Source organism: Nonomuraea sp. NPDC049750 (genome assembly GCF_040659625.1).
Classification (GTDB): Bacteria; Actinomycetota; Actinomycetes; order Streptosporangiales; family Streptosporangiaceae; genus Nonomuraea.
In genome coordinates this window covers 747,435-769,146 of sequence record NZ_JBFANB010000002.1, presented here as the reverse complement: position 1 = coordinate 769,146, position 21,712 = coordinate 747,435, and the positions used below count along the sequence as shown (strand labels likewise).

General features: G+C 70.6%; 18 protein-coding genes. 3 read left to right on the top strand and 15 right to left on the bottom strand.

Features of this window, described 5'->3' with window-relative positions; genetic code table 11:
- Window positions 1–94: 94 nt before the first annotated feature.
- From AB0J16_RS08680 to AB0J16_RS08660, 5 genes are all read right to left on the bottom strand, one after another.
- On the bottom strand, window positions 95–949 hold the full coding sequence (locus tag AB0J16_RS08680) for an SDR family NAD(P)-dependent oxidoreductase (protein ID WP_358536077.1): 855 nt from the start codon (window positions 947–949) through the stop codon (window positions 95–97).
- Window positions 950–960: 11 nt separating this feature from the next.
- On the bottom strand, window positions 961–1,737 hold the full coding sequence (locus AB0J16_RS08675; protein ID WP_358536075.1) for an SDR family NAD(P)-dependent oxidoreductase: 777 nt from the start codon (window positions 1,735–1,737) through the stop codon (window positions 961–963).
- A complete protein-coding gene (locus AB0J16_RS08670; protein ID WP_358536073.1) occupies window positions 1,734–3,059 on the bottom strand; it encodes an MFS transporter in 1,326 nt (441 codons plus the stop codon). The genes AB0J16_RS08675 and AB0J16_RS08670 overlap by 4 nt, the downstream gene beginning before the upstream one ends.
- 81 nt (window positions 3,060–3,140) lie before the next feature.
- Complete coding sequence (locus tag AB0J16_RS08665; RefSeq protein ID WP_358173837.1) at window positions 3,141–4,016, bottom strand: polysaccharide deacetylase; 876 nt, start codon at window positions 4,014–4,016, stop codon at window positions 3,141–3,143.
- 2 nt (window positions 4,017–4,018) lie between these two features.
- Window positions 4,019–5,029 (bottom strand): asparaginase, encoded by a 1,011-nt coding sequence (locus tag AB0J16_RS08660; RefSeq protein ID WP_358536071.1) that lies wholly within the window; start codon window positions 5,027–5,029, stop codon window positions 4,019–4,021.
- Between the two features lie 160 nt (window positions 5,030–5,189).
- Between AB0J16_RS08660 and AB0J16_RS08655 the strand changes: the two genes are divergently transcribed.
- Window positions 5,190–6,212 (top strand): substrate-binding domain-containing protein, encoded by a 1,023-nt coding sequence (locus tag AB0J16_RS08655; RefSeq protein ID WP_358536069.1) that lies wholly within the window; start codon window positions 5,190–5,192, stop codon window positions 6,210–6,212.
- A gap of 39 nt (window positions 6,213–6,251) precedes the next feature.
- On the opposite strand, the gene AB0J16_RS08650 is transcribed toward AB0J16_RS08655, so the two are convergent.
- Genes AB0J16_RS08650 through AB0J16_RS08630 form a run of 5 tightly spaced genes read right to left on the bottom strand, consistent with a single transcriptional unit; the run spans window position 6,252 to window position 10,630 of the window.
- Window positions 6,252–7,016 (bottom strand): amino acid ABC transporter ATP-binding protein, encoded by a 765-nt coding sequence (locus AB0J16_RS08650; RefSeq protein ID WP_358173851.1) that lies wholly within the window; start codon window positions 7,014–7,016, stop codon window positions 6,252–6,254.
- Complete coding sequence (locus AB0J16_RS08645; protein ID WP_358536067.1) at window positions 7,013–7,960, bottom strand: amino acid ABC transporter permease; 948 nt, start codon at window positions 7,958–7,960, stop codon at window positions 7,013–7,015. The genes AB0J16_RS08650 and AB0J16_RS08645 overlap by 4 nt, the downstream gene beginning before the upstream one ends.
- A complete protein-coding gene (locus AB0J16_RS08640) occupies window positions 7,957–8,886 on the bottom strand; it encodes an ABC transporter substrate-binding protein (RefSeq protein WP_358536065.1) in 930 nt (309 codons plus the stop codon). Before AB0J16_RS08640 ends, AB0J16_RS08645 begins: the two co-directional genes overlap by 4 nt.
- The gene (locus AB0J16_RS08635; protein ID WP_358536063.1) at window positions 8,886–9,740 is read right to left on the bottom strand and encodes a nitrilase-related carbon-nitrogen hydrolase; all 855 of its coding nucleotides are present in this window, start codon (window positions 9,738–9,740) and stop codon (window positions 8,886–8,888) included. The genes AB0J16_RS08640 and AB0J16_RS08635 overlap by 1 nt, the downstream gene beginning before the upstream one ends.
- Window positions 9,737–10,630, bottom strand: a complete 894-nt coding sequence (locus tag AB0J16_RS08630; RefSeq protein WP_358536061.1) for a hypothetical protein — start codon at window positions 10,628–10,630, stop codon at window positions 9,737–9,739. Before AB0J16_RS08630 ends, AB0J16_RS08635 begins: the two co-directional genes overlap by 4 nt.
- Window positions 10,631–10,772: 142 nt before the next feature.
- Between AB0J16_RS08630 and AB0J16_RS08625 the strand changes: the two genes are divergently transcribed.
- Window positions 10,773–12,137 carry an aminotransferase class I/II-fold pyridoxal phosphate-dependent enzyme gene (locus tag AB0J16_RS08625; protein ID WP_358536059.1) on the top strand — a complete coding sequence of 455 codons (1,365 nt, stop codon included), beginning with the start codon at window positions 10,773–10,775 and terminating at the stop codon, window positions 12,135–12,137.
- 126 nt (window positions 12,138–12,263) lie between these two features.
- Here AB0J16_RS08625 and pip read toward each other — a convergent pair whose 3' ends face one another.
- The 4 genes from pip to AB0J16_RS08605 all read right to left on the bottom strand — a co-directional run bounded on the left by pip (window position 12,264) and on the right by AB0J16_RS08605 (window position 17,984).
- Entirely contained in the window at window positions 12,264–13,211 is a 948-nt protein-coding gene (gene pip, locus AB0J16_RS08620) for a prolyl aminopeptidase (RefSeq protein WP_358536057.1), read from the bottom strand.
- 57 nt (window positions 13,212–13,268) lie between these two features.
- A complete protein-coding gene (locus AB0J16_RS08615; protein ID WP_358536055.1) occupies window positions 13,269–16,181 on the bottom strand; it encodes a M36 family metallopeptidase in 2,913 nt (970 codons plus the stop codon).
- Window positions 16,182–16,404: 223 nt separating this feature from the next.
- Window positions 16,405–17,295, bottom strand: a complete 891-nt coding sequence (locus AB0J16_RS08610) for an amidohydrolase family protein (RefSeq protein WP_358536053.1) — start codon at window positions 17,293–17,295, stop codon at window positions 16,405–16,407.
- Window positions 17,292–17,984 (bottom strand): FadR/GntR family transcriptional regulator, encoded by a 693-nt coding sequence (locus AB0J16_RS08605; protein ID WP_358536051.1) that lies wholly within the window; start codon window positions 17,982–17,984, stop codon window positions 17,292–17,294. Before AB0J16_RS08605 ends, AB0J16_RS08610 begins: the two co-directional genes overlap by 4 nt.
- Window positions 17,985–18,205: 221 nt before the next feature.
- On the opposite strand from AB0J16_RS08605, the gene AB0J16_RS08600 reads away from it, so the two are divergent.
- Window positions 18,206–20,626: a glycoside hydrolase family 95 protein gene (locus AB0J16_RS08600; protein ID WP_358536049.1), complete on the top strand. Its 2,421-nt coding sequence runs from the start codon at window positions 18,206–18,208 to the stop codon at window positions 20,624–20,626.
- Here AB0J16_RS08600 and AB0J16_RS08595 read toward each other — a convergent pair.
- Window positions 20,602–21,711, bottom strand: a complete 1,110-nt coding sequence (locus AB0J16_RS08595) for an FCD domain-containing protein (protein WP_358536047.1) — start codon at window positions 21,709–21,711, stop codon at window positions 20,602–20,604. The two genes, AB0J16_RS08600 and AB0J16_RS08595, sit on opposite strands and share 25 nt — an antisense overlap.
- Window position 21,712 lies beyond the last annotated feature (1 nt).

The window sequence follows — 21,712 nt, the reverse complement described above, 5'->3', positions numbered from 1 at the left end:
GCCATCACCACCCCGCCCACACATCAGTAGGCTCTCCCGGCCCGCACGCGCCGCACATCAGCCGTTCGCTCTTCCCAAAGGCTCGCCACATGGATCACGGCATGACGTCGCCGGAGTTGGGGCCCAGGGTCTGGCCGACGTAGAGGTTGCCGCCGGGGTCGCTGGCGAGCAGGACCGCCGTCGGCGCGATCTCCTCCGGGCGGCCGAACCGGCCCAGGGGCAGCTCCGCCCGCTTGGCCGCCTTCCACTCCTCGGTGATCCCGGCCACCAGCGGGGTCTCGATGGGACCGGGTGCGATCGCGTTCACCAGCACGTTGTGCTCGGCGACCTCGAGCGCGAGCGACTTGGTGAGCCCGATGACCCCGGCCTTGGCCGCCGCGTAGTGGCTGAGCGAGCGGCCGCCCTTGATGCCGAGCTGGGAGGCGATGTTGATCACCCGTCCCCAGCGCCGCTCGACCATGTGCGGCACGACGTAACGGCAGCACAGGAAGACCCCGGTGAGGTCGACCGCGATCGTCTCCGCCCACACCTTCGGGTCCATCTCGACCAGCGGCGCCTCGGTGAGGATGCCGGCGGAGTTGACCAGGACGTCGATCCGGCCGAACCGGTCCAGCACGCCGGCGACGGCCCCGGCGACGGCCCCGGGATCGCTGACATCGACTGCGACGTGCCCGGTCGCCCCGATGTCGGTGGCCGCGCGCTCGGCGTCCAGGTCCGCCAGGACGACCTGGGCTCCCTCACGGAGGTACGCCTCGGCGATCGCGCGGCCGATGCCGCTCGCGCCACCGGTGATCAGCGCGGTCCGGTGTTCCAGGGCGGGCCGATATACCGGGATGGGGCGGTGTTCCCGGGCGGGCCGATCTTCCGGGGCGGGCGTGGCTGCCGAGGCGGAAAAGGGTTCCGAAGTGGACCCGAGTTCCGGGGCGGGCGCGGACTCCTGGGCGGGCATGCGGTTCCTCCTCAGGCGGGCATGCGGACCGTGAGCCCGCCGTCGACGACAATGTTCTGGCCGGTGATGTAGCCGGCGTCGGCCGAGGTGAGGAACCGGATGACGGAGGCTACCTCCGACGGCCGGCCCACCCGGCCCCACGGGATGTCCTGTCCGGCTCGGGCCAGGCCGTCGGGGCCGAGCGAGTTCACCGGGTCGGACGACTGCGGGGTTTCGATGAGGCCGGGGATGACCGAGTTGACGCGGATCTGCCGGGGGGCGAGTTCCACCGCGAGGCTGCGGCACAGGCCGAGCACCCCGGCCTTCGCGGCGGCGTAGTGGGCGTGCTCGCCCCAGCCGTACACGCCGCCCGCGATGGAGGACACGGCGACCATCGCGCCGGGACCGGAGATCCGGGCGGCCGCCGAGCGCAGGGTGCGCAGGACGCCGGTCAGGTCGACCTGCAGCATGTCGTCCCAGGCCGTGTCGGTGAGCTCCGCGAGCGGGGCCCGGCGCAGCACTCCGGCGTTGGCCACCGCGATGTCGAGGCGGCCCCACTCGTCAAGCGCGCGCTGGGCGAACGCCTCGACCTGCGCGGCGTCCCGTACGTCGACCTCGTGCACCACGCCCGCGCCACCGGCCTTCTCCACCTGGCGGAGGGTCTCGGCGGGGTCGTGCGGGTCGCCGGGGAAGGTGCCGATGACCGTACGGACGCCATGGGCGGCGTACGAGACGGCCAGCGCGCGGCCGATCCCGCTGGCGGCACCGGTAATAACGGCAACCCGTCCGTCCATGTCGCGAGCGGTCACAGCGCGGGCACCTTCCGCGCGCCGAACATCACGAATCCCGACAAGAACGTGCCCAGCGCGCCGACCAGCAGCGCGCCCTGGTTCCAGTCCGAGCCCGCGACCAGCATCGCGGTGATGATCGCGCCGGCCGCGATGGCGCCCGGCTGGCTGATCGCGTTGATGAACGAGGTCCCCGTGGCGCGGCAGCGGGTGTCGTAGCACTCGCCCATGAAGAACAGCATCGCCGAGTACGGCCCCACCAGGAAGAACATGCCTAGCGAGTACAGCACGACCACGGCGAAGGTGCCGCTGGCGACCAGCAGCATGAGCGCGAAGATGACGCCGGACGCCATCCAGCCGAACGCGATCACGTTGCGCCGCCCGAACCGGTCCCCGGCCCAGCCGTGGAAGACGTAGCCGACGTAGGCGACCGCGTTGATCACGATGAACATGAGCAGGGAGTTGGTGAAGCTGACGTTCTTGCCCTGGGTGAGGACCGTCGTGCCGAGCACGCTGAACACCTGGATGCCGAACCAGTTGACGAACCAGGCGAATCCGAGGACGAGCGTGTTGCGCAGCGCCGACCCGCGGAAGATCTCCAGGAACGGCGCCGACTTGCCCTCGGACACGCCGTACTCGCGGGCGAGGACGGCCGCCTCTTCCGTACGGCCCTCCTTGCGCATCCGGTCCATCTTCTGCTGCAGCTCGAACTGCGGCGTCTCGCGCAGGCCGCGCCGCAGGAGCGCGATCACGATGGCCGGGAACGTCGCCAGCAGGAAGCAGCCCCGCCAGCCGACCAGCGGCAGGAACAGCGCGATGAACGCGGCGGCCAGCAGGGTGCCGAGCGGCCAGCCGCCCTGGACCAGGCTGTAGATCAGGCCGCGGCGCTTCTTGATCTTCTCGTCCTCGGTGACGGCGTAGATCTCGTTGAGGTACGTCGCGTTGACCGACTGCTCGGCGAGCCCGAGCCCGCCGATGGAGCGCACACCGACCAGGTAGGCGGCGTTCATCGTGGCGGCCGAGACCGCCGAGGCCAGCGCCGTGCCCGACACGGTGATGATCATGCCCTTACGGCGGCCCAGCCGGTCGACCAGCGGCCCCACGCCGAGGACGACGATCGCCGTCCCCACCGAGATCAGCGTGGAGATCAGTGACGCCTGCGCCGGGGACCACTGGAACTGGCCGGAGATCTCCGGCAGCAGCGTTCCGAACATGATGTAGTCGTAGACCGCGAAGATCCACGCGAACAGCGCGATCACCGTGGCCTTGCGCGTCTGCCGCACCCCGACACGTGGGAAGGGCCGGGTGCCCGATTCCGGGATGCCCGATGAGGTGGTTGTCATGGAGATGCCCTTTCGGAGAAAGAGAGTGGGGGGTTTCGCGCATGCGTCATCACCGGACCGGCATGGACAGGCGCGGGGCCGCTACCGGGGTGAGCGGGCCTTGAAGTCGTCGGCGATCTCGTCGAAGGTCACCCAGCGCACGCCCTCGTGGCCGCTGATGTACTCGATGAGGCGCTCGTGCATGAGCAGGCTCTGCGGCCGGCCCGAGACGTCGGGGTGAATGGTCATGGTAAAGACCGCGTAGTCCGATTCGCGATAGACCCAGTCGAACTGGTCCCGCCACATCTCTTCGAGGTGGCGCGGGCTGACGAAGCCGTGGCTGTTCGGGCTGGCCTTGACGAACATCATCGGCGGGAGGTCGTCGAGGTACCAGTTGGCCGGGATCTCCACCAGGTCGGTCTCCTGACCGCGCTCCAGCGGCTTCATCCACTCGGCCGCCGGGCGGGAGTAGTCGATCTTCGTCCAGGAGTCGCCGACGCGGACGTAGTACGGGCTGAAGTCGTTGTGCATGAGCGAGTGGTCGTACTTGATGCCCCGCTCCAGCAGGAGCTCGTTGGTGACGGGCGAGAACTCCCACCACGGGGCGACATATCCGGTCGGCCTGCTGCCGGAGTACCTCTCCACCAGGTCGATGCAGTGGTCGAGGATCGCGCTCTCCTGCTCCCTGCTCATCGCGATCGGGTTCTCGTGCGAGTAGCCGTGCACACCGATCTCGTGACCGCCGGCCACGACCTGGCGGGTCTGGTCGGGGAAGGTCTCGATGGAGTGGCCGGGGATGAACCAGGTGGTCCGCAGGTCGTACTTCTCGAACAGGCGCAGCAGCCGCGGGACGCCGACCTCACCGGCGAACAGTCCGCGCGAGATGTCGCACGGCGAGTCCTCCCCGCCGTACGAGCCGAGCCAGCCGGCGACGGCATCGACGTCCACGCCGTACGCGACGAGAATCTCCTTGGGCATGGTCACTTCGTCCTTTCGATCGCAGAGGTATTCCAGGTCCGCGCGCGCAGCTCCTCGCGTACCCGGGCCGGGTCGCGATGGCCGCCGAGCAGCGCGCTCAGCAGGACGCGCGCCTGCGGCGAGCGCAGGGTTCCGGTGGGGATGGCGCCGGCCTCGACGAGATCCGCGCCACCGCCGTTGCCGTACAGCGCGGCGACGGGCCCGGCGTCGACCCGGGTGGACAGGGCGACAACGACGCCGGCCTCGGTGATCCGGGCCACCTCGTCCCTGATCCGGGGGTTGCCGTTGCCGGCGCCCAGCGCCTGGAGGACGACCCCGGTGGCGCCCGCGTCGACCACCGCGCGCAGCGCGGCGGTGTCGCAGCCCGGGTAGAGGGCCACGATGTCGGTACGGACTCCGTCGAGGTCGAAGGTGTCGAGGTCCAGTGGCTTGGCCCGCGCGGGCGTCATCACGATGTTCACCTGGCCGTCGCGTACGCGCCCCAGCGGCCCGCTGTCCGGCGCGGAGAACGCCGACGAGGCGAGCGTGTGCGTCTTGCGGGTGCCGGAGGCGGCGAAGATCTGGCCGTCGAAGCCGATCAGCACCCCCAGCCCGCAGGCCCGGCCGCCGGCCGCCACCGCGATGGCGTCGGCGAGGTTGCGCGGGCCGTCGCCGTCCACCGCGTCGGCCGGCAGCTGCGCCCCCGTGAACACGACCGGCCGCGGGTCGTCATGGAACAGATCGACCAGGTAGGCCGTCTCCTCCATGCCGTCGGTCCCGTGGGTGACGACGACGCCGAGCACGTCGGGGTCGGTGAACGCCTCGCGGGTCCGCAGCGCGACCTCGCGCATGTCCGCGAGCGTGAACAGGTAGCTGCCCGCGCAGAGCACGTCCCGCCCGACGAGTTCCACCCCGGGGTCGACCGGGAGACGGCCGAGCAGCTCGCCCGCCCGATCCTGGGCGAGACCCACCCCCTGCCCGTCCCTGCGGGTCGCGATGGTCCCTCCTGTGGACAGGACGATGACCTTGGACACTCGACGGCCTCCTCAGTTACCCAAACGTTTGCGCCAAACGTTTGGTAGCATCTGACCTGCGCCTACGAGATGTCAAGAACTTCACGTTAAAATCAAGAAAACCCCAGCCGGAAGCCGAGGGACATTGGGTGCGAAGAGGGCGCGGCCGGTTACGCTGCAGATGATCGCCGACCAACTCGGCCTGCACGTCTCCACGGTGTCGCGAGTGCTGCACGCCAAGCCCGGCGAAGGTCTGCGGGCGGCGTCGAGCCCAACTGTGGAGCGCGTCCGCAAGCTCGCCGACGAGCTCGGTTACCAGCGCAATCCGCACGCGATGAGCCTGCGCACCCAGCGCAGCAATCTGATCGGCGTGCTGGTCCCCCGGCTGTCCGACGTGGTGCTCGCGACCATTTACGAGGGCATCGAGGAGGCCGCCGCCGAGCACGGACTGTCGACGTTCGTCACCAACACGCGCGACCTGCCCGACGTTCAGCGAACCCGTACGGAGATGGTCCTCGGCCGCCGCGTCGACGGCATGATCTTCGGCGACGCGCACGCGGACACGGGCTTCCTCGACGAGGTCGCCGCCCGCGGCGTCCCGTTCACGCTGGTCAACCGGCGGGCCGGGCGGCACCCGGCGGTCGTCTGCGACGACCGGCTCGGCGGCCGGATGGCCGCGGAACACCTGCTGGCCCTCGGGCACGAGGAGGTGGCGATCGTCGCCGGCGAGCCGTACGCGAGCACCGGCATCGACCGCACCAGCGGCTTCGTCGAGAGATTCCGCGAGGCCGGGCTCACGATCCCCGAGCACCGGATCGTGCACTCGCGCTTCGACGCGCGCGGCGGCCACGAGGGGGCCGAACGCCTGCTCGCGACGGGCCCGCTCCCGTCAGCGATCTTCGTGGTCAACGACTTCGGCGCCATCGGCACGATCGGCGCGCTGCGCGACCACGGGCTGCGGGTCGGGGCGGACATCGCGGTCGTGGGCTTCAACGACACCCCGCTCGCCGCCGAGCTGCCGGTCCCGCTCACCTCGGTCCGCTCCCCCATGCACGAGATGGGCCGCCGCGGGCTGCACCAGCTCGTCCGGGTCCTTGAGGGCGAGCAGGGTGAGACCGAGCTGCTCCGGCCGGAGCTCATCGTCCGGGCGTCGAGCGACCCGGAGCTCTACGCCGCCCTCACCCGGAAGACGGCCGGCGCCTGACCTAAGGCCGGTGTTCTCAGATCAGGCCGGTGCCTGGCCTCAGAGGACCTTGCTGAGGAAGGCGCGGGTGCGCGGGTTCTGCGGGTTGTCGAGCACCTCGGCGGGCGGCCCGGCCTCCACGATGACCCCGCCGTCCATGAACACCACCCGATCGGCCACCTCGCGGGCGAAGCCCACCTCATGAGTGACGACGATCATGGTGAGGCCGTCGGTGGCCAGCCCCTTCATGGTGGCCAGCACCTCGCCCACCAGCTCGGGGTCCAGCGCGCTGGTCGGCTCGTCGAAGAGCATCAGCTTGGGCTGCATGGCCAGCGCGCGGGCGATGGCGACCCGCTGTTGCTGGCCGCCGGACAGCTGGCGGGGATAGCTGTTCACCTTGTCCGCCAGGCCGACCCGCTCCAGCAGGGCAAGAGCCCGCGTACGGGCCTTCGCGCGGGATTCGCCGCGCACCCCGACGGGCGCCTCCATGATGTTCTGCACCACGGTGAAGTGCGGGAACAGGTTGAACTGCTGGAAGACCATGCCGATCTCCCGGCGCTGGCGGGTGATGTCCCGATCGCCCAGGTGGTGCACCCGCCCGCCGTTGGCGCGGAAGCCGATCAGCTCGCCGTCGACGTGGATGGCGCCGCCGTCGATGGTCTCCAGGTGGTTGACGCACCGCAGGAACGTCGACTTGCCCGACCCGGAAGGTCCCAGGATGACGACGACCTCACCCCGCTCAACGGTCAGGTCGATGCCTTTGAGCACCTCCAGGTGGCCGAAGCTCTTGCGTACGGCCCGGGCGTGCACCATGGGCGTGCTCATGATGGCGTCTCCTCGCGGGTCGGGGCCGGCGCCGGCTGCCGTCGCCGGAACATCAGGAAGCTCCAGAAGCTCTGGGGAGCGTTCCGCGTGGCGCCGCGCGCGTAGTGGCGCTCGATGAAGGACTGGCCGACGTACAGAATCGACGTGATCACCAGGTACCAGACGCAGGCCACGATCAACAGCGGGATGGTCTGGAAGGTGCGGTTGTAGATCGCCTGCACGGTGTACAACAGGTCGGCGAGGGCGATGACGCTGACCAGCGAGGTGGCCTTCAGCATGCTGATGACCTGGCTGCCGGTCGGCGGCACGATGAACCGCATCGCCTGCGGCAGGACGATCCGGCGGAACGTCCTGCCCCGGCTCATGCCGAGCGCCGACGCGGCCTCGGTCTGGCCGGGGTCGACCGACATCAGGCCGCCGCGGATGATCTCCGCCATGTACGCCGCCTCGTTGAGCCCGAGCCCGAGGATGGCGGCCAGCAGCGGCGTGATCAGCTTGTTGGTGTCGGCCGTGAGGAACTCCGGGCCGAACGGGATGCCGAACGAGATCTGCGGCATGAGCGCGGACAGGTTGTACCAGAGCACGAGCTGCACCAGCACCGGCGTACCACGGAAGAACCAGACGTAGAGCCCGGAGACGATCCGCGCGATCGGGTTCTGGGAGAGCCGCCCCATCGCGACGATCACCCCCAGGATCACGCCGACGGCCATGGCGATCACCGTGAGGTAGAGCGTCGTGATGATGCCCGCGCCGATGACCTGCGCGTTGAAGTAGCGCGCGACCACGTCCCACTTGAAGTTGTGGTTGGTGATCAGCAGGTTCACCAGCTGGGCGGCGAGGACCAGCAGGATGATCGAGGCCACCCAGCGCAGCGGGTGCCGCGTCCGCGCCGCCCCCGCGACGTCCACTTCAGGGGGCGAGTGCCGCTCGGTGGCGGTCGTCACTGCTTCGCCGCCAGGTTCACGCCGGCCTGCTTGAGCATGTTGCCGCTGGTCCCCCACTTGGTCATGACCTTCTCGTACGTCCCGTCGTCGATCAGCTTCTGGATGCCGTCCTTGATCACATCCCGCAGTGGCGAGTCCTTGGCCACGACGGCGCCCTGGTAAAGAGTGTCGAACCCGTTGGGCTTGCCCGTAGCCGCCAGCTCCAGCTCACCGCCCGACTGCTTTACGAAGTAAGTCAGCGGCGCCTGCGAGGAGAAGAAGGCGTCGGCCCGGTTGGAGCGGACCGCGAGGATCGAGGTGGGCTGGTCCTTGTAGGACTGGACCTCGACCTTCTTCTTGCCGTCCTTGACGCAGGTGTCGGACTGCGCCTTGATCACCTTCTCGGCCGAGCCGCCGGCCATCACGGAGATCCGCAGCCCGCAGGTGTCGGCGATCGACTGGATCTTGTTCGGGTTGCCCTTCGCCACGGCGAAGACGACGAACTCCTGCACCCAGTCGACGAAGTCGTTGGAGGCCTGGCGGTCGGGGAAGTCGCCCACCGGCCCGAGGGCCAGGTCGTAGCGGCCGGCCGCGATGCCGGTGAGCTGGCTGGGCAGCCCGTCCACGGTCACGTGCTCGATCTTGACGCCGAGCAGACCGCCCAGCTCCTCGGACAGGTCGGCCGCGACACCGGTCAGCGACTTGCCGTCGGTGCCGGCGATCTCGTACGGCGGGAACGAGCCGTTGTTCACCGAGACCAGCTTGCCCGCGCTCTTCACCTTGTCGGGCAGGCGGTCGAACAGGGCCTGGTCCTTGGTGTGGCTGGCGGCGGCGGGCGCGGAGGGGGTGTCCCCGACGGCGCCCTGGCTCTCGGTCGGGTTGGCGCCGCATCCGGCCAGCAGCAGGGCGCCGGCCATGACGGCACCGGCGGCTTGGGTCTTACGCATTACGCTCCTTGGGCGATCGAGGTCGAGGGACCTGTCGAGGGGGTGGTGGGGAGGGGATTGACGGTGAAACGCCGGTTGGCGAGGACGGGCAGGCTCTCGCGGGCCCGGTCGAGCTCCTCGGCCGAGGCTTCGGACCAGAGCAGACCGGGTGTGTCGCCGTTGAGCCGGGCTCGGGTGATGCCGAGCGGGTCGACGAACATGCTGTTGCCGATGTTGCGCCGGCCGCACTCGCCGGACGCGGCCACGTAGTAGGTGTTCTCCAGGGCGCGGGCGGTGACCATGACCTCCCAGTGCCACTCCTTGGCGGGGCCGCGCACCCAGGCCGCGGGCAGCGCGACCACCTGCGCGCCCTGGTCGGCCAGGAGCCGGGCCAGCTCGGGGAACCGGACGTCGTAGCAGGTCATCAGCCCGATCTTCCAGCCCGCGCAGTCGAAGACGACGGGGTTGTCCGAGCTGGCCACCACGTTGTTCGACTCGCGCCGGCCGAAGGCGTCGTACAGGTGCAGCTTGCGGTAGATGGTGATGATCTCGCCGTCGCGCAGCGCGACCAGCGTGTTGATCACCCGGCCGTCCTCGGCGGGCTGGTGCATGCCGACGATCACTGTGGTGGACGTACCACGGGTGCGCTCGGCCAGCCCGGTGACGAACGGCCCGTCGAGCGGCTGGGCCGCCTGCCGGATCCGTACCGGATCGTCGACGAACAGGGCCATCGCCCCTTCCGGGAGCACCAGCAGGTCCGCGTTCCCGGCGACGGCCTCGTCGAAGAGGTCGCCGCAGGTCTTGAGGTTGGCCGCCCAGTCCTCGGCGGAGGCGAACTGGCCGACCGCCACACGCAGGTTGTTCAGGTTGCTCATCGGGTGAAGACCTCCTGGGGATCGATGGGGGCGGGGGCGATCCCCTGGGCGTGGAGTTCGGTGCAGAAGGCCGCGGTCATGGCGGCGTTGGCGGCGGTGCCGTACGGCATCCAGTCCGCGCCGAAGACCTCCTGGGTCCGGCTCAGATCGGCGAGCAGCCACGGGGTGGTGTCGGTCAGGAGCCGCCGCCGCGCCAGCCAGTGCCGCTTGGAGCGTTCGAACAGCTCCTGTACGGCCTGCGGCAGGAAGGGGTGGCGCTCGACGACCTCGCGCTTGAGCGTCACCAGGTGGATGCCGGGGACGAAGCCGTTCTGGCGGTAGTAGTCGAGCTCGGCCGCCGGGTGGTCGGCCAGGAGGTGACGGAACCGGCTCTCCGGGGTGAAGAAGCCCTCGGGCATGAACGGGGTCATGATCGCGTCGAGCCGTCCGGCGTCGAGCTGCTCGGCGAGCGAGCCGTCGGTCACGCTGACGTTGTCCGGCAGCTTCGCCGTGCCGACGCGGTCCTTGCCCGGCTCAGGCGCGTCCACGGCGCCGACCGTCCACTGGATCCCGGTGAGGTCGACTCCGGCCGCCCGCAGGAGCGCCCGCGTCCAGGTGTTGCCCGAGTCCGGCCAGCCGGTCAGGCCGATCCGGGCCCCCTTCAGCTCGGCGAACTCGCGCAGCTCGCTGTCACGCCGCACCAGCACGCACCGCTGGCGGAAGCCGCGCATCACGAAGACGGGCAGTCCCACCAGCCGGTCGTCACCCTTGGCCCGGCCCAGAACGTACCTGCTGAAGGAGGTCTCCCCGCCGTCCAGCTCGGGCTCGCTCAGCACGTCCGGCGTGATCGACCGGGAATCGAGATCCAGGTCGAACGCCTCGGACGTCAGCGTCCCGGTCGCCACGGGCACGAGGTGATCCCAGTCCCGTAGACCAAGCCGAATGCCAGGTTTCGTCACAAAAACTCCCTTTAGCGATGTATTGGGCTGTACCTTATGTTCAGCGAAATCCGCTACACAAGCTGCTCTTTGTTCCTGAACAAAGCTTTGTCAGATGGGAGTTCTCGTGGAGGTCGATCCCGCCTGGCTGGGGCAGCAGGTTCGCGAACCGAGCGCGCGTGGCATCGCCACCTCTCTGATCGACCTGATCCGGCAGGGCACGCTGCGGCCCGGCGCGCGGCTGCCCACCGTGCGGAACCTGGCCCGCGCGCTGGGCGTCAGCCCGAGCACGATCGCCGAAGCCTGGTCTGAGCTGCGCAAACACCGGATGATCGGTACGGAGGGCCGCCGGGGAACCGTGGTACTCGGACCTCCCGGCGTGCCGCACCCGGCGCGCTACGAGCGAATCGGCCACTTCGGCAGCAGGCTGGCGATCGACCTCGCCATCGCGGCGCCGGACCGGGCGCTGCTCCCGCCCCTCGACGCCGCGCTCGCCACGGCCACCTCCGCCGAAGGGTTCAACGGCTACGTCCGCGAGACGATCACCCCGCGCCTGCGGGCCGCGGTCGAGCCCACCTGGCCGTTCGCGGCGCAGAGCTGGCTGGCGCTCGGCGGCGGGTACGAGGGGGTCCAGCTGCTCTGCCAGACGACCGCCCTGCCCGGCGACCGCATCGCCATCGAAGAGCCCACCGCGGCCAGGCTGCTCGACATCCTGGAGATGATCGGCGTCGAGGTGGTCCCCGTCGCCTGCGACGAGGACGGGCCCATCCCGGCCGCGCTCGCCGAAAGCCTGCGCTCCAGCCCGGTGGCGTTCGTCTACCAGCCGCGCGGCCACTCGCCGTGCGGCTACGCCGTGCCCGAGAGCCGCTCCGCCGAGCTGGCCCGGCTCCTCGCGCCCACGAACACCCTCGTCGTCGAGGACGACGGGATCGGCGACCTGTCTACTGTGCCGCTGAGCAGCATCGGCACGCAACTGCCCGACCGGACGGTGCTAGTGCGCTCGTACTCCAAGTCACATGGGCCCGACCTGCGTCTCGCGATCATCGGCGGGGCGGCGGAGGCTGTGGAGCGGGTGCGGGTGCTGCGTAGCTACGGCACCGGCTGGACCAGCAGGATCCTTCAGGACGCGCTGGCCCATCTGCTCACCGACCCGGGCACGCAGTCGATCGTGGAGCAGGCTCGGACCGCCTATGCTCGGCGGCGCGCGAGCCTGGCCACTCTGCTGTCGGCTCGAGGCGTGCGCACCGGGGGACGGGACAGTCTTGTGCTGTGGGTGCCGGTCCATGACGAGTCGGAGGCTCTGGTCACGCTGGCCGCCCATGGCATCTCGGCGGCGCCCGGCAGCCGGTATCGGATCCGGCCGGGGCAGCCGCATCTGCGGCTGGCTATTGCCGCGCTTACCGAGGAGCCCGCTGAGCTGGGCGAACTCGCCGATGTGATCGCCCTGGCCGCCAAGCGACCGGGGGCCGACCGTCACTAGAGCTGTGACGGTCCGTTGTGGCTGGGGTCCCTTGGAGGAATACCCCCTCCGGGGGAGCGGAAGAAAACGGTCCGCTGGGCTGAGGACCCCTGGGGAGGGGTCCCCTTTCGGGGGAAACGAAGAGGGTCAGGTCGCGAAGGCGTCCAGGGCGGCCAGGACCTGCTTGCGCATGGTGCCGCTGCCGGTGTGGCCCGAGTCGTCCACCACGACCAACCGGGCGTCGGGCCAGCGTTGGGCCAGGTCCCAGGCGGTCTCCAGCGGTGAGCCCAGGTCGAAGCGGCCGTGGAGGAGGACGCCGGGGATGCCGGCCAGCTTGTGCGCCTCGCGCAGCAGGATGCCCTCCTCCAGCCAGGCGCCGTTGGAGAAATAGTGGGCGCAGATCCGTACGAAGGCCAGAAGAGCCAGGGGCGGCCGGTCGCTGTAGGCGTTCGGCTTGCCGTTGACCTCCATGGAGATCACCGTGTCCTCCCAGGTCACCCAGTCGTGGGCGGCCTTGGCGCGGACGACGGGGTCGGGGTCGGACATCAGCCGCGCGTAGGCGGCCAGCACGTCGCCGTCGCGGTCGGACTCCGGGACGCCCTCGCGGAAGCGCTGCCGCTGCTCGGGGAAGTAGCGGCCGACGCCGTTGTAGAGCCAGTCGATCTCGGAGCGGCGGGTCATGGTGACGCCGCAGATCACCAGCTCCGACACCCGCGTGGGATGCGCCTCGGCGTAGGCGAGCATGAGCGTGGACCCCCACGAGCCGCCGTAGAGCAGCCACCGGTCGACGCCGAGGTGCTCCCGCAGCCGTTCCATGTCGGCGATCAGGTGCGGGGTGGTGTTGGTGGACAGATCGGTGGCCGGGTCACTGGCGTGGGGCAGGCTCCGGCCGCAGTTGCGCTGGTCGAACAGGATGATGCGGTAACGCTCGGGATCGAACCCGCGCCGCTGGTTCTCCGAGCAGCCCGAACCAGGGCCACCGTGGACGACGAGTGCGGGCTTGCCCTCGGGATTTCCGCAGACCTCCCAGTAGACGAGATGGCCGTCGCCGGTGTCGAGATGCCCATGGTCGTAGGGCTCGATCGGAGGATACATAGATCAACGGTACGGCCTGCGCCCGGTGGTGAGCGCAAGCCGTACCGTCTCCGCGGATCAGTACGAGAACGCCTGGAACTCGGCGGCTCGGGCCTGGTCGCGTGCCGGGCTGGCCGTGGCGCAGTCCGTCGAGGAGTTGGGATCGTTGTCCTGCTCACCGGCGTAGAGCGGGTTGCCGGTGCACTGGGTGGTGAGCGTACGGAGCATCAGGTGGGTGGCGGTGGTGGCGGGGACGGTGAACGACTTGATGAGCAGGTTCGCGCCACGGGGACGGGGCAGCGTGGTCTTGAACGCGTCCGCGGGGCTGGTGTAGATCTTCTTGAAACTGGCCGGGTTCGCGCAGTCCTTGGCGCAGGCGAGCACCTCGAAGGAGCGCAGGGCGGTGAAGCGGTTCTGCGCGCCGGGGTCGGCCGAGTCGTTGATGTTGGGTCTGAGCATCGCGCTGACCTGGACTCTGCGGATCTTGACCGGGCTGTCGCCCGCCAGGTCCACCGTGACCGACTTGCCGGCCGGCGCCCCGGTGAGTGAGGCCCAGTTCGTGGCCTCGGTCTCGTCGATCAGCTTGGCCTGGTTGACGCCGTCGCCCGAGGCCACCGCGCCGGCCGAGGCCGAGGCGAGGTTGCGCGACAGCGGCAGGGGAAGCGGCAGCTTCGCCCCGCCCACTACCGGGAACTTCAGCCGCGTGTGACCGAACCCATTGCCCGCCACCACGAAGTCGTAGAGGCCGGGCGTCATCTCCACGGTGTCGCCGAGCGGCGTCGCGGGGTCGGTGTCGGCGACCGGGACCACCCGTCCCTCGTAGTCGCCCACGTACAGGCGCAGCGCCGCGCCCTTCGCCTCGCCCAGCGGCTTGAGCTGCAGCGAGCCGTTCTTGCCGGCCGGGTTGACGAAGCTCGGCGTGGGGTCGGGGTCGTTCGGGCCGACGCTGGCCGCCGTCGCGCCCAGGCCGTGCTCGGCGAACGCGCGCCACATGATGTCCTGGTCGGCGCCATCGAAGCGCATCGCGTCGGCCGCGAGCAGCGCGTCCCGGTGATCGACGTAGCTGACCGCGCCCGAGGCCATGAGCAGCAGGGCATCGAGGGAGAGCTGCGCCCAGCGCCGGTTGCCCGGGCACTTGGCCAGCGGCGTCTTGCCGTCCGCGCAAGCCCGCTGCTGCTTGGCGGTGCCCTTGCCGTACCGCTTGACGAAGGCGTCGCGCACGTCGAACTGCGTGGCCGACCAGATCTCACCGTCCGCGTGGACCTGCTGGCCGACGAGGTCGTAGGCGATGTCGCTGTAGTTGAGCGGCGACTTGGACATGTCGTAGTTCCGGATGCCCCGCTCGCGGTCGCCGGTGACGTAGCCGCCCGTGACGTACGGGGTCTGGCCGGAGGGACGGAAGCCGTACTCGAACAGGTACTCCATCGCCATCAGGTCGGAGGTGCTCTCGTTCATCGCGCCGGCCTGCGCGCCGCTCCAGCCGGCGTTCGGGCCGCCGATCATGCGGCCGGAGATGGCGTGGGTGTTCTCGTGGCCGATGACCGACATGTCGTAGTCACCGTCCACGCACGGGGAGTAGAACGAGCCCGCGACCGGCTGCCACAGGTACATGTTCGTGATCGGCGCCACCCCGTCGGGCCCGGTGATCTGGTTGGCGTTGTCGCGCACGGTCAGGTCGCGGGCGCCCGCCTGGGCGTTACCCTGCTCTGGGTCGTTGCCGAGCCCGCCGCGGTCGCCATTGTTCACCTGCATGTTCCACGCCGTCTCGGTGAAGCCGAGCCGGTAGGACCAGTCGTGCATGCGGTTGTGCATGGCGTTCAGGTTGGCGATGGCGGCTTCGAGGTCGTTCTCACCGCTCTGGTCGAAGACCGCGGGGTCGCACTTCGCCTCATGCCACTGGTTCCGCCATGGGTAGGTGTAGTTGCGGCTCGGCGTGAGCACGTTGCCGCGGGTGCCGACCGAGAACGGGTCGGGGTTCGCCCGGTTCTCAACGGTCTTCGCCGCGTTGCCGGCGCTGGTGGTGGTGGAGGTGTTCGTGGCGTGGTCGACGTCCCACGCCTTGCCGGTCGGCGGGTCGCCGCCGGTCACGTAGTCGCAGCCGGGGGCCGCCGCGAAGCACCAGGTCTGGCGGGTGTCGGTGGAGGAGTAGTCGTCCGGCGGGTTCGAGGGGAACGCCGACCATGTCGGGTTGTCCGGGTCGAAGTGCTCGACCAGGTTCTCCCGGACCAGGATCGCGCCGCTGACCGCGTCGACGTGCGTGGTGTACCCCGCCGCCTCGCCCTTGCCACCGATCAGGACGACCTGGTACGCGCTGTGCACCCCATCGGGCGCCGGTACGGCAACCGCGCTGACCTGCTTGGTGACGGCCGTGGCCAGGTCGATGCCGTCGTCCCTGGCCGCGATCTCCATGGCTCGCTGCGCGGTGATCGTGGCGGCTGGGGGCGCCGCCGTGTCGCGCGACAGCGAGGAGGTCACGTGCCTGATCTTGCCGCCGGCCACGCCGATCGCGACCAGGCCGTCCACGCCGGCCGGTAGGCCGCCGAAGCGCTGGCGCAGCAGTACGGCGTGGCCCGCGCCGATCGGGTTGACCGCGACCTTCTCCAGGGCGTCGACCGACGCGCCGGACAGGCCGAAGATCCGCTCGTTGTTCTTGAGGTAGGCGCGCGCGGCCTGCTCCGGGTCGGCGCCCAGCCCTTCGGCCAGCGGCTCGGCGCTGGTGATGGCGGCGGGGGTGCCTAGATCGTTCCAGCGGATCTCGGCCGACGGTCCCGCGCCGCGTGCGTTGATCCCGACCGGCGGCGGGACTCTGCCTTGCCGGTTGTCCAGGTCGGGCTTGCCGGGCTCGCCCTCCTGAACGCCTTGGACTTGGGGAGCCGTCGCGCCCGGTTCGCTTCGGGCGGCTCCGGTGAGAGGTAGAGCGGACGCCGTGATGGCGAGGACGACGACAGTGCTGCGTAACCAGGGTCTGCTCGACACCTTTTCCTCCTGCACGTCTTTCTCCTGAACGTCTTCTCCTGAACGTCCAGAGGCGCGGGAACTCGTGTCCCGCGCCTCCGCAAGAGTTAACACTGGTTTTATGCGCTGACAAGATCTTGTAAAGGCCGAAATATCGGCGTATGGGGGCCTGGGCGGGGGCCTGCGGGTCGGTACGCTCGGCGGTTTGGACGGAGGTCCGCGAGCCGGTACGCCCGGCCGGTCTGGGCGGGAGCCCGCGTCAGACGTCCCCGAGCCGGTACGCCCGGCGGGCCGTACCGCCGAAGACGTCCGCGCGCTCCCCCGCCGACAGCCCCGCGCACAGCTCCTCGGCCACCGAGACGACCCGCTGGTAATCGGCCGCGAGCAGGCAGACCGGCCAGTCCGACCCGAACATCACCCGCTCCGGCCCGAACGCCGCCAGCACGGTCTCGGCGTAGGGCCGCAGGTCGGCCACCCGCCAGGACGTCCAGTCGGCCTCGGTGACCATCCCGGACAGCTTGCAGTACACGTTCGGGTGTGCGGCCAGCTCCCGGATCCGGCTCGCCCACGGTTCGAGCTGCCCCGAGGCGATGGGCGGCTTGGACAGGTGGTCGAGCACGAACGTCAGCTCGGGCAGCGCGGCCACCGTCTCGATGGCCGCGGGCAGCTGGTGCGGCAGCGTGAGCAGGTCGTAGGCCAGACCCGCCGACGCCACAGCGGCCAGCCCGCGGCGGACGTCGGGGCGAGTGAGCCAGCCGGGGTCGGGCTCGGCCTGCACGCCGTGGCGAATCGCCACCAGCCCGCCGGGCCGACCTGCCTGGCCTGCCCGGCCTGACTGCCCGCCGAGCAGGCCGGTCAGCGTCTCGGCGACGGCGGGCGCGGTGAGATCGACCCAGCCCACGACCCCCGCCACCAGCTCGGACTCCGTTGCCAAGGCCAGGAACTCCACGGTCTCCGCCAGGTCGGGCAGCACCTGCACCAGCACGGTCCCGCCCACTCCCGCCGCGGCGGCGTGCTCGGCGAGCCGGTCGAGGGTGAACGTGCGGCGGATCGGCGCCAGCTTCTCGGCATCCAGCCAGCCGTGGGCCCGGACCCCGAGGTCCCAGACGTGGTGGTGCGCGTCTATCCGAGGCGCCTCCGTGCCGGTCATCGCGGCGGCTCAGTGGCGAGTACGAGGCGGAACCAGCTCTCGGTCGTGCTGACGTGCATCAGCGCCGCCGCCTGGGCCAGCGGGGCGTCCCGTGCGGCCAGCGCGTCGTAGATCGCCTGGTGCTCGGCCAGCGTGCGGTCCGCGCTGCCCGCCACCACGCTCCCGCGCCACACCCGCATCCGCGTCGTCCGGCCGGAGATGCCGTCGAGCAGCGTGCACAGCGTCTCGTTGCCGGTCGCGGCCACGACCGCGCGGTGGAAGGCGGCGTCGAAGTGGTTGAGCTTCTCCACGTCGTCGCTGACCTCCCGCATGGCCGCCAGCTGCTCTTCGATGACCGCCAGCTGGGCGTCGGACACCCGGGTGGCGGCCAGCGCCGTGGCCACCGGTTCGAACAGCCGCCGGGTCTCGATGACCTCCATGAGCGTGTCGTCGCGCAGCAGCTCGATGGCGATCCCGAGTCCTTCGAGCAGGAGCGCCGGCTCCAGGCTGGTGACGTACGTGCCGTCGCCCCTGCGCACGTCGAGGACGCGCGCGACGACCAGCGCCTTGACGGCCTCGCGCAGCGGGTTGCGCGAGACGCCGAGCTGGGCGGCGAGCTGCGGTTCTGGCGGCAGCCGCGAGCCGGGTGGCAGGTCTCCGGACTGGATGAGCTGCCGGATCCGGGCGATGGCCTCGTCTGTCAGGGACATCTGATCCTCTCGTTCGCCAGCTGGAATCTAACAAACGTCCCATGTTCTGGCCAGTCCACTGCGCCGGACGTGGGGAACTAGACAGCGGACGATGATCGAGCGTACTAATACATCCCACGTCCGCCTTGGCCCATCCGCGCCAACCTCCGCAAGATCTCCGCGAAATCCGCCGCGAACCAACCCCGCGAAACGACCTCCGCGAAAGCGAACCAAGAGGAGTAATGGTGACCCACGGCTACACACGCAGGGGCGTGCTCACGACCGGGCTGGGAGCCGCCGCCGGATCCCTGCTCACGAGCGGCATCGCCGCAGAACCCGCGCGGGCCGAGCCGTCCGCGCGGGACAACCCCCTCACTCTGTGGTACGGCAAGCCCGCCGCCGCCTGGCTGGAGGCGTTGCCGGTCGGCTGCGGGCGGCTCGGCGCCATGGTCTTCGGCGGCGTGGCGACCGAACGTCTCCAGCTCAACGAGGACAGCGTCTGGGCCGGTGGCCCGCACAATTACGACAGCCCCGAGGCGCTGGCCGCCCTCCCGCAGATCAGGCAGCTGGTCTGGGAGGACAAGTGGCAGGCGGCGCAGAACCTGGCCGACCAGAAGTTCCTCGGCCGGCCCAGCGAGCAGGCCCCGTACCAGGTGCTCGGCGACCTCACGCTGACGTTCCCGGGGTCGGCGGAATTCACCGAATACCGCCGCGAGCTCGACCTGACCCGCGCCGTCACCACGGTCACCTACGTCCGCGACGGCGTCCGCCACACGCGCGAGGTCTTCGCCAGCAACCCCGACCAGCTCATCGTCGTCCGCCACACGGCCGACAAGCCGGGCGCGGTGACGTTCCAGGCGGCCTTCTCCAGCGCGCAGAGCTCCACCACGGCCGCGGCCGGGCGGGCCACGATCGCGCTCGACGGGGTCAGCGGCGACACCCAGGGCATGAAGGGCGAGGTGCGCTTCCAGGCCCTGGCCAAGGCCGAGGCGAAGGGCGGCACGGTCCGCACCGACGGCGGCACGCTGGTGGTGGAGGGCGCCGACGAGGTCACGCTGCTGATCTCCATGGGTTCGAGCTACCGGAACTTCAAGGACGTCGGCGGCGACCCGGCCCAGGTGGCGGAGCGGCATCTGAAGCGGGCGAGCGGGCGGCCGTACGAGGTGCTGGCGCACCGGCACGTACGCGACTATCAGCGGTTGTTCGGGCGTGTGACGATCGACCTGGGCACTTCGGGGGCCGTCGCGCTGCCGACCGACGAGCGTATCGCCCGCAAGCAGCTCGACACCGACCCGCAGCTGGCGGCGCTGTACTTCCAGTACGGCCGCTACCTGCTGATCTCCAGCTCCCGCTCCCCCGGCTACGCGGCCAATCTGCAGGGCATCTGGAACGACTCGCTCACCCCCGCGTGGGAGTCGAAGTACACCATCAACATCAACTGCGAGATGAATTACTGGCCGGCCGCGCCCGCCAACCTCACCGAGTGCATGGAGCCGCTGTTCGACCTGATCAAGGACCTGGCCGAGTCGGGGGCCAGGACCGCCAAGACGCAGTACGGCGCGGGCGGCTGGGTGGCCCACCACAACACCGACGGCTGGCGCGGCACCGCGCCCGTCGACTTCGCCTTCTACGGCGTGTGGCCGAGCGGCGGCGCGTGGCTCTGCCTGACGATGTGGGAGCACTACCTGTACACGGGCGACGAGCGGCGGCTGCGCGAGCACTTCCCGCTGATCAAGGGCTCGGTCCAGTTCTTCCTGGACACGCTGCAGACCGACCCCAGGACCGGCTACCTGGTGACCAACCCCTCGCACTCCCCCGAGGTCGGCCACCACGAGGACGGCGGCGAGAACGTCAGCATCTGCGCCGGTCCCACCATGGACATGCAGATCCTGCGGGACCTGTTCGGCGCCTTCGAGGAGGCCTCGACGATCCTGCGGCTGGAGGAGGGGATGCGGGAGCAGGTGAAGCAGGCCCGCTCCCGGCTGGTGCCCACCCAGGTGGGTCACCTCGGCCAGATCCAGGAGTGGCAGGAGGACTACCGGGGCGACGCCGCGTTGTCGCGCAGCCGGCACATCTCCCACCTGTGGGGCCTGTTCCCGAGCCACCAGATCGACCCGCGCCTGTCGCCCGAGCTGGCCACGGCCGCCCGCCGGACGCTGGAGCTGCGAGGGGAGGCGGGGGCGGGCTGGTCGCTGGCCTGGAAGATCAACTTCTGGGCTCGGCTGCTGGACGCGCCCGAGGCGTACAAGCGGCTGAGCAACCTGCTGCTGCCCGCCCGGACCGCGCCCAACATGTTCGACCTGCATCCGCCGTTCCAGATCGACGGCAACTTCGGCGGGACTTCGGGGATCACCGAGATGCTGCTGCAGAGCCACGGCGACCAGGTGCACCTGCTGCCGGCGCTGCCCTCGGCCTGGCCGGCCGGGTCGTTCCACGGGCTGCGGGCCAGAGGAGGGTTCGAGATCGACCTGGAGTGGGGCGGCGGGGCCGTACTGCGCGGGAAGATCCGCTCGGATCTGGGACGGAAGCTCACGCTGCGCACCGCGAAGGAGGTCACGGTGACCGAGCACGGCAGGCCGGTCAAGGCCGAACGGCCGGAGCCGGGGGTGATCGTCTTCGACACCCGGCGCGGTGGGGTCTACGAGGTGGCCGCGTCCGCCTGAGCCCCCGCCCGGGGATCCGCCTGACCAGGCCGGGTGCGGGGCGGGGTGCGGGACGCCTCGCCCCTGGCGTGGGCGGCGAACAGGCGGGCCGCCTCGTCCGGGTCGCCGGAGGCCAGCGCCGCCACCAGGTCGTCGTGGTGGCCCGCCATCGCCCCCCAGTCACCGCCGTAGAGCGGGTTGCCGACCACGTGCAGGCTCCACAGGTTGGACTCGATGGTCCGCCACAGCCGCAGCAGGAAGGAGTTGCCGCAGGCGGCGCATACGCGCCGGTGGAAGGCCAGGTCGGCGTCCCGGAAGGCGCCGATGTCGCCGTCGCCCGCCGCCCGCCGCATCGCCTGCACGTCGGCGCTCAGCTGCCGCAGCGTCTCGGGCCGGACGCGGGTGGCGGCCTCGCGGGCGGCGTACTCCTCCAGCAGCACCCGGATGTCGCGGACCTCGCGGGCCTGCTCGTCGGAGATCTCCGCGACGTAGCTGCCCCGGTTGGGATAGGAGATGACCAGGCCCTCGTGCGCCAGCCGTTTGATCGCCTCCCTGGCCGGGGCCTGGCTGGTGCCGACCCGGCGGGCGATCTCCGACTCCACCAGCCGCTGCCCCGCCACCAGCTCGCCGGCGACGATCCAGCCGCGCAGCAGCTCGTAGACCCGGTCGGACAGCAGCTCCCTGGGCACCAGCCGGGCCGCGGGCGGCGCGACCTGCTGCTCCTGCCAGATGCGCGCCACCGTGGACTGCGAGAGGCCGAGCTGCCTGGCCATCGTGCGCGTCGAGGGGACGGCCGGCCCGGTGGCCGCGGCGGCGATCACCCGTTCGGCCTCCCGCCGCTCCGCGGTGCGCGGGCGGCCGGGGCGCGGGGCGTCGGCCAGGCCGTCGAGGCCGCGTTCGACGAACCGGTCGCGCCACTTGGCCACGGTCGCGGGGCTCACCGCCAACCGCGCCGCGATCTCGTTGCGGGGCAGGCCCTCGGCGCAGGCGAGCACGATGCGGCTGCGTAGGCTCAGGCTTTCGCCGGCCCCCTCCGCCCACGCCCGCAGGGCGGCCAGCTCCTCCGCACCCAGCACCAGCCGCTTGCCGTCCTCGCGTCCAGCCATC

Coding starts and splice junctions, on each gene's coding strand:
- AB0J16_RS08680 (WP_358536077.1), bottom strand. CDS start 949: ATGCCCGCCCAGGAGTCCGCGCCCGCCCCGGAACTCGGGTCCACTTCG.
- AB0J16_RS08670 (WP_358536073.1), bottom strand. CDS start 3,059: ATGACAACCACCTCATCGGGCATCCCGGAATCGGGCACCCGGCCCTTC.
- AB0J16_RS08665 (WP_358173837.1), bottom strand. CDS start 4,016: ATGCCCAAGGAGATTCTCGTCGCGTACGGCGTGGACGTCGATGCCGTC.
- AB0J16_RS08655 (WP_358536069.1), top strand. CDS start 5,190: ATGATCGCCGACCAACTCGGCCTGCACGTCTCCACGGTGTCGCGAGTG.
- AB0J16_RS08650 (WP_358173851.1), bottom strand. CDS start 7,016: ATGAGCACGCCCATGGTGCACGCCCGGGCCGTACGCAAGAGCTTCGGC.
- AB0J16_RS08640 (WP_358536065.1), bottom strand. CDS start 8,886: ATGCGTAAGACCCAAGCCGCCGGTGCCGTCATGGCCGGCGCCCTGCTG.
- AB0J16_RS08635 (WP_358536063.1), bottom strand. CDS start 9,740: ATGAGCAACCTGAACAACCTGCGTGTGGCGGTCGGCCAGTTCGCCTCC.
- AB0J16_RS08625 (WP_358536059.1), top strand. CDS start 10,773: ATGGGAGTTCTCGTGGAGGTCGATCCCGCCTGGCTGGGGCAGCAGGTT.
- pip (WP_358536057.1), bottom strand. CDS start 13,211: ATGTATCCTCCGATCGAGCCCTACGACCATGGGCATCTCGACACCGGC.
- AB0J16_RS08610 (WP_358536053.1), bottom strand. CDS start 17,295: ATGACCGGCACGGAGGCGCCTCGGATAGACGCGCACCACCACGTCTGG.
- AB0J16_RS08605 (WP_358536051.1), bottom strand. CDS start 17,984: ATGTCCCTGACAGACGAGGCCATCGCCCGGATCCGGCAGCTCATCCAG.
- AB0J16_RS08600 (WP_358536049.1), top strand. CDS start 18,206: ATGGTGACCCACGGCTACACACGCAGGGGCGTGCTCACGACCGGGCTG.
- AB0J16_RS08595 (WP_358536047.1), bottom strand. CDS start 21,711: ATGGCTGGACGCGAGGACGGCAAGCGGCTGGTGCTGGGTGCGGAGGAG.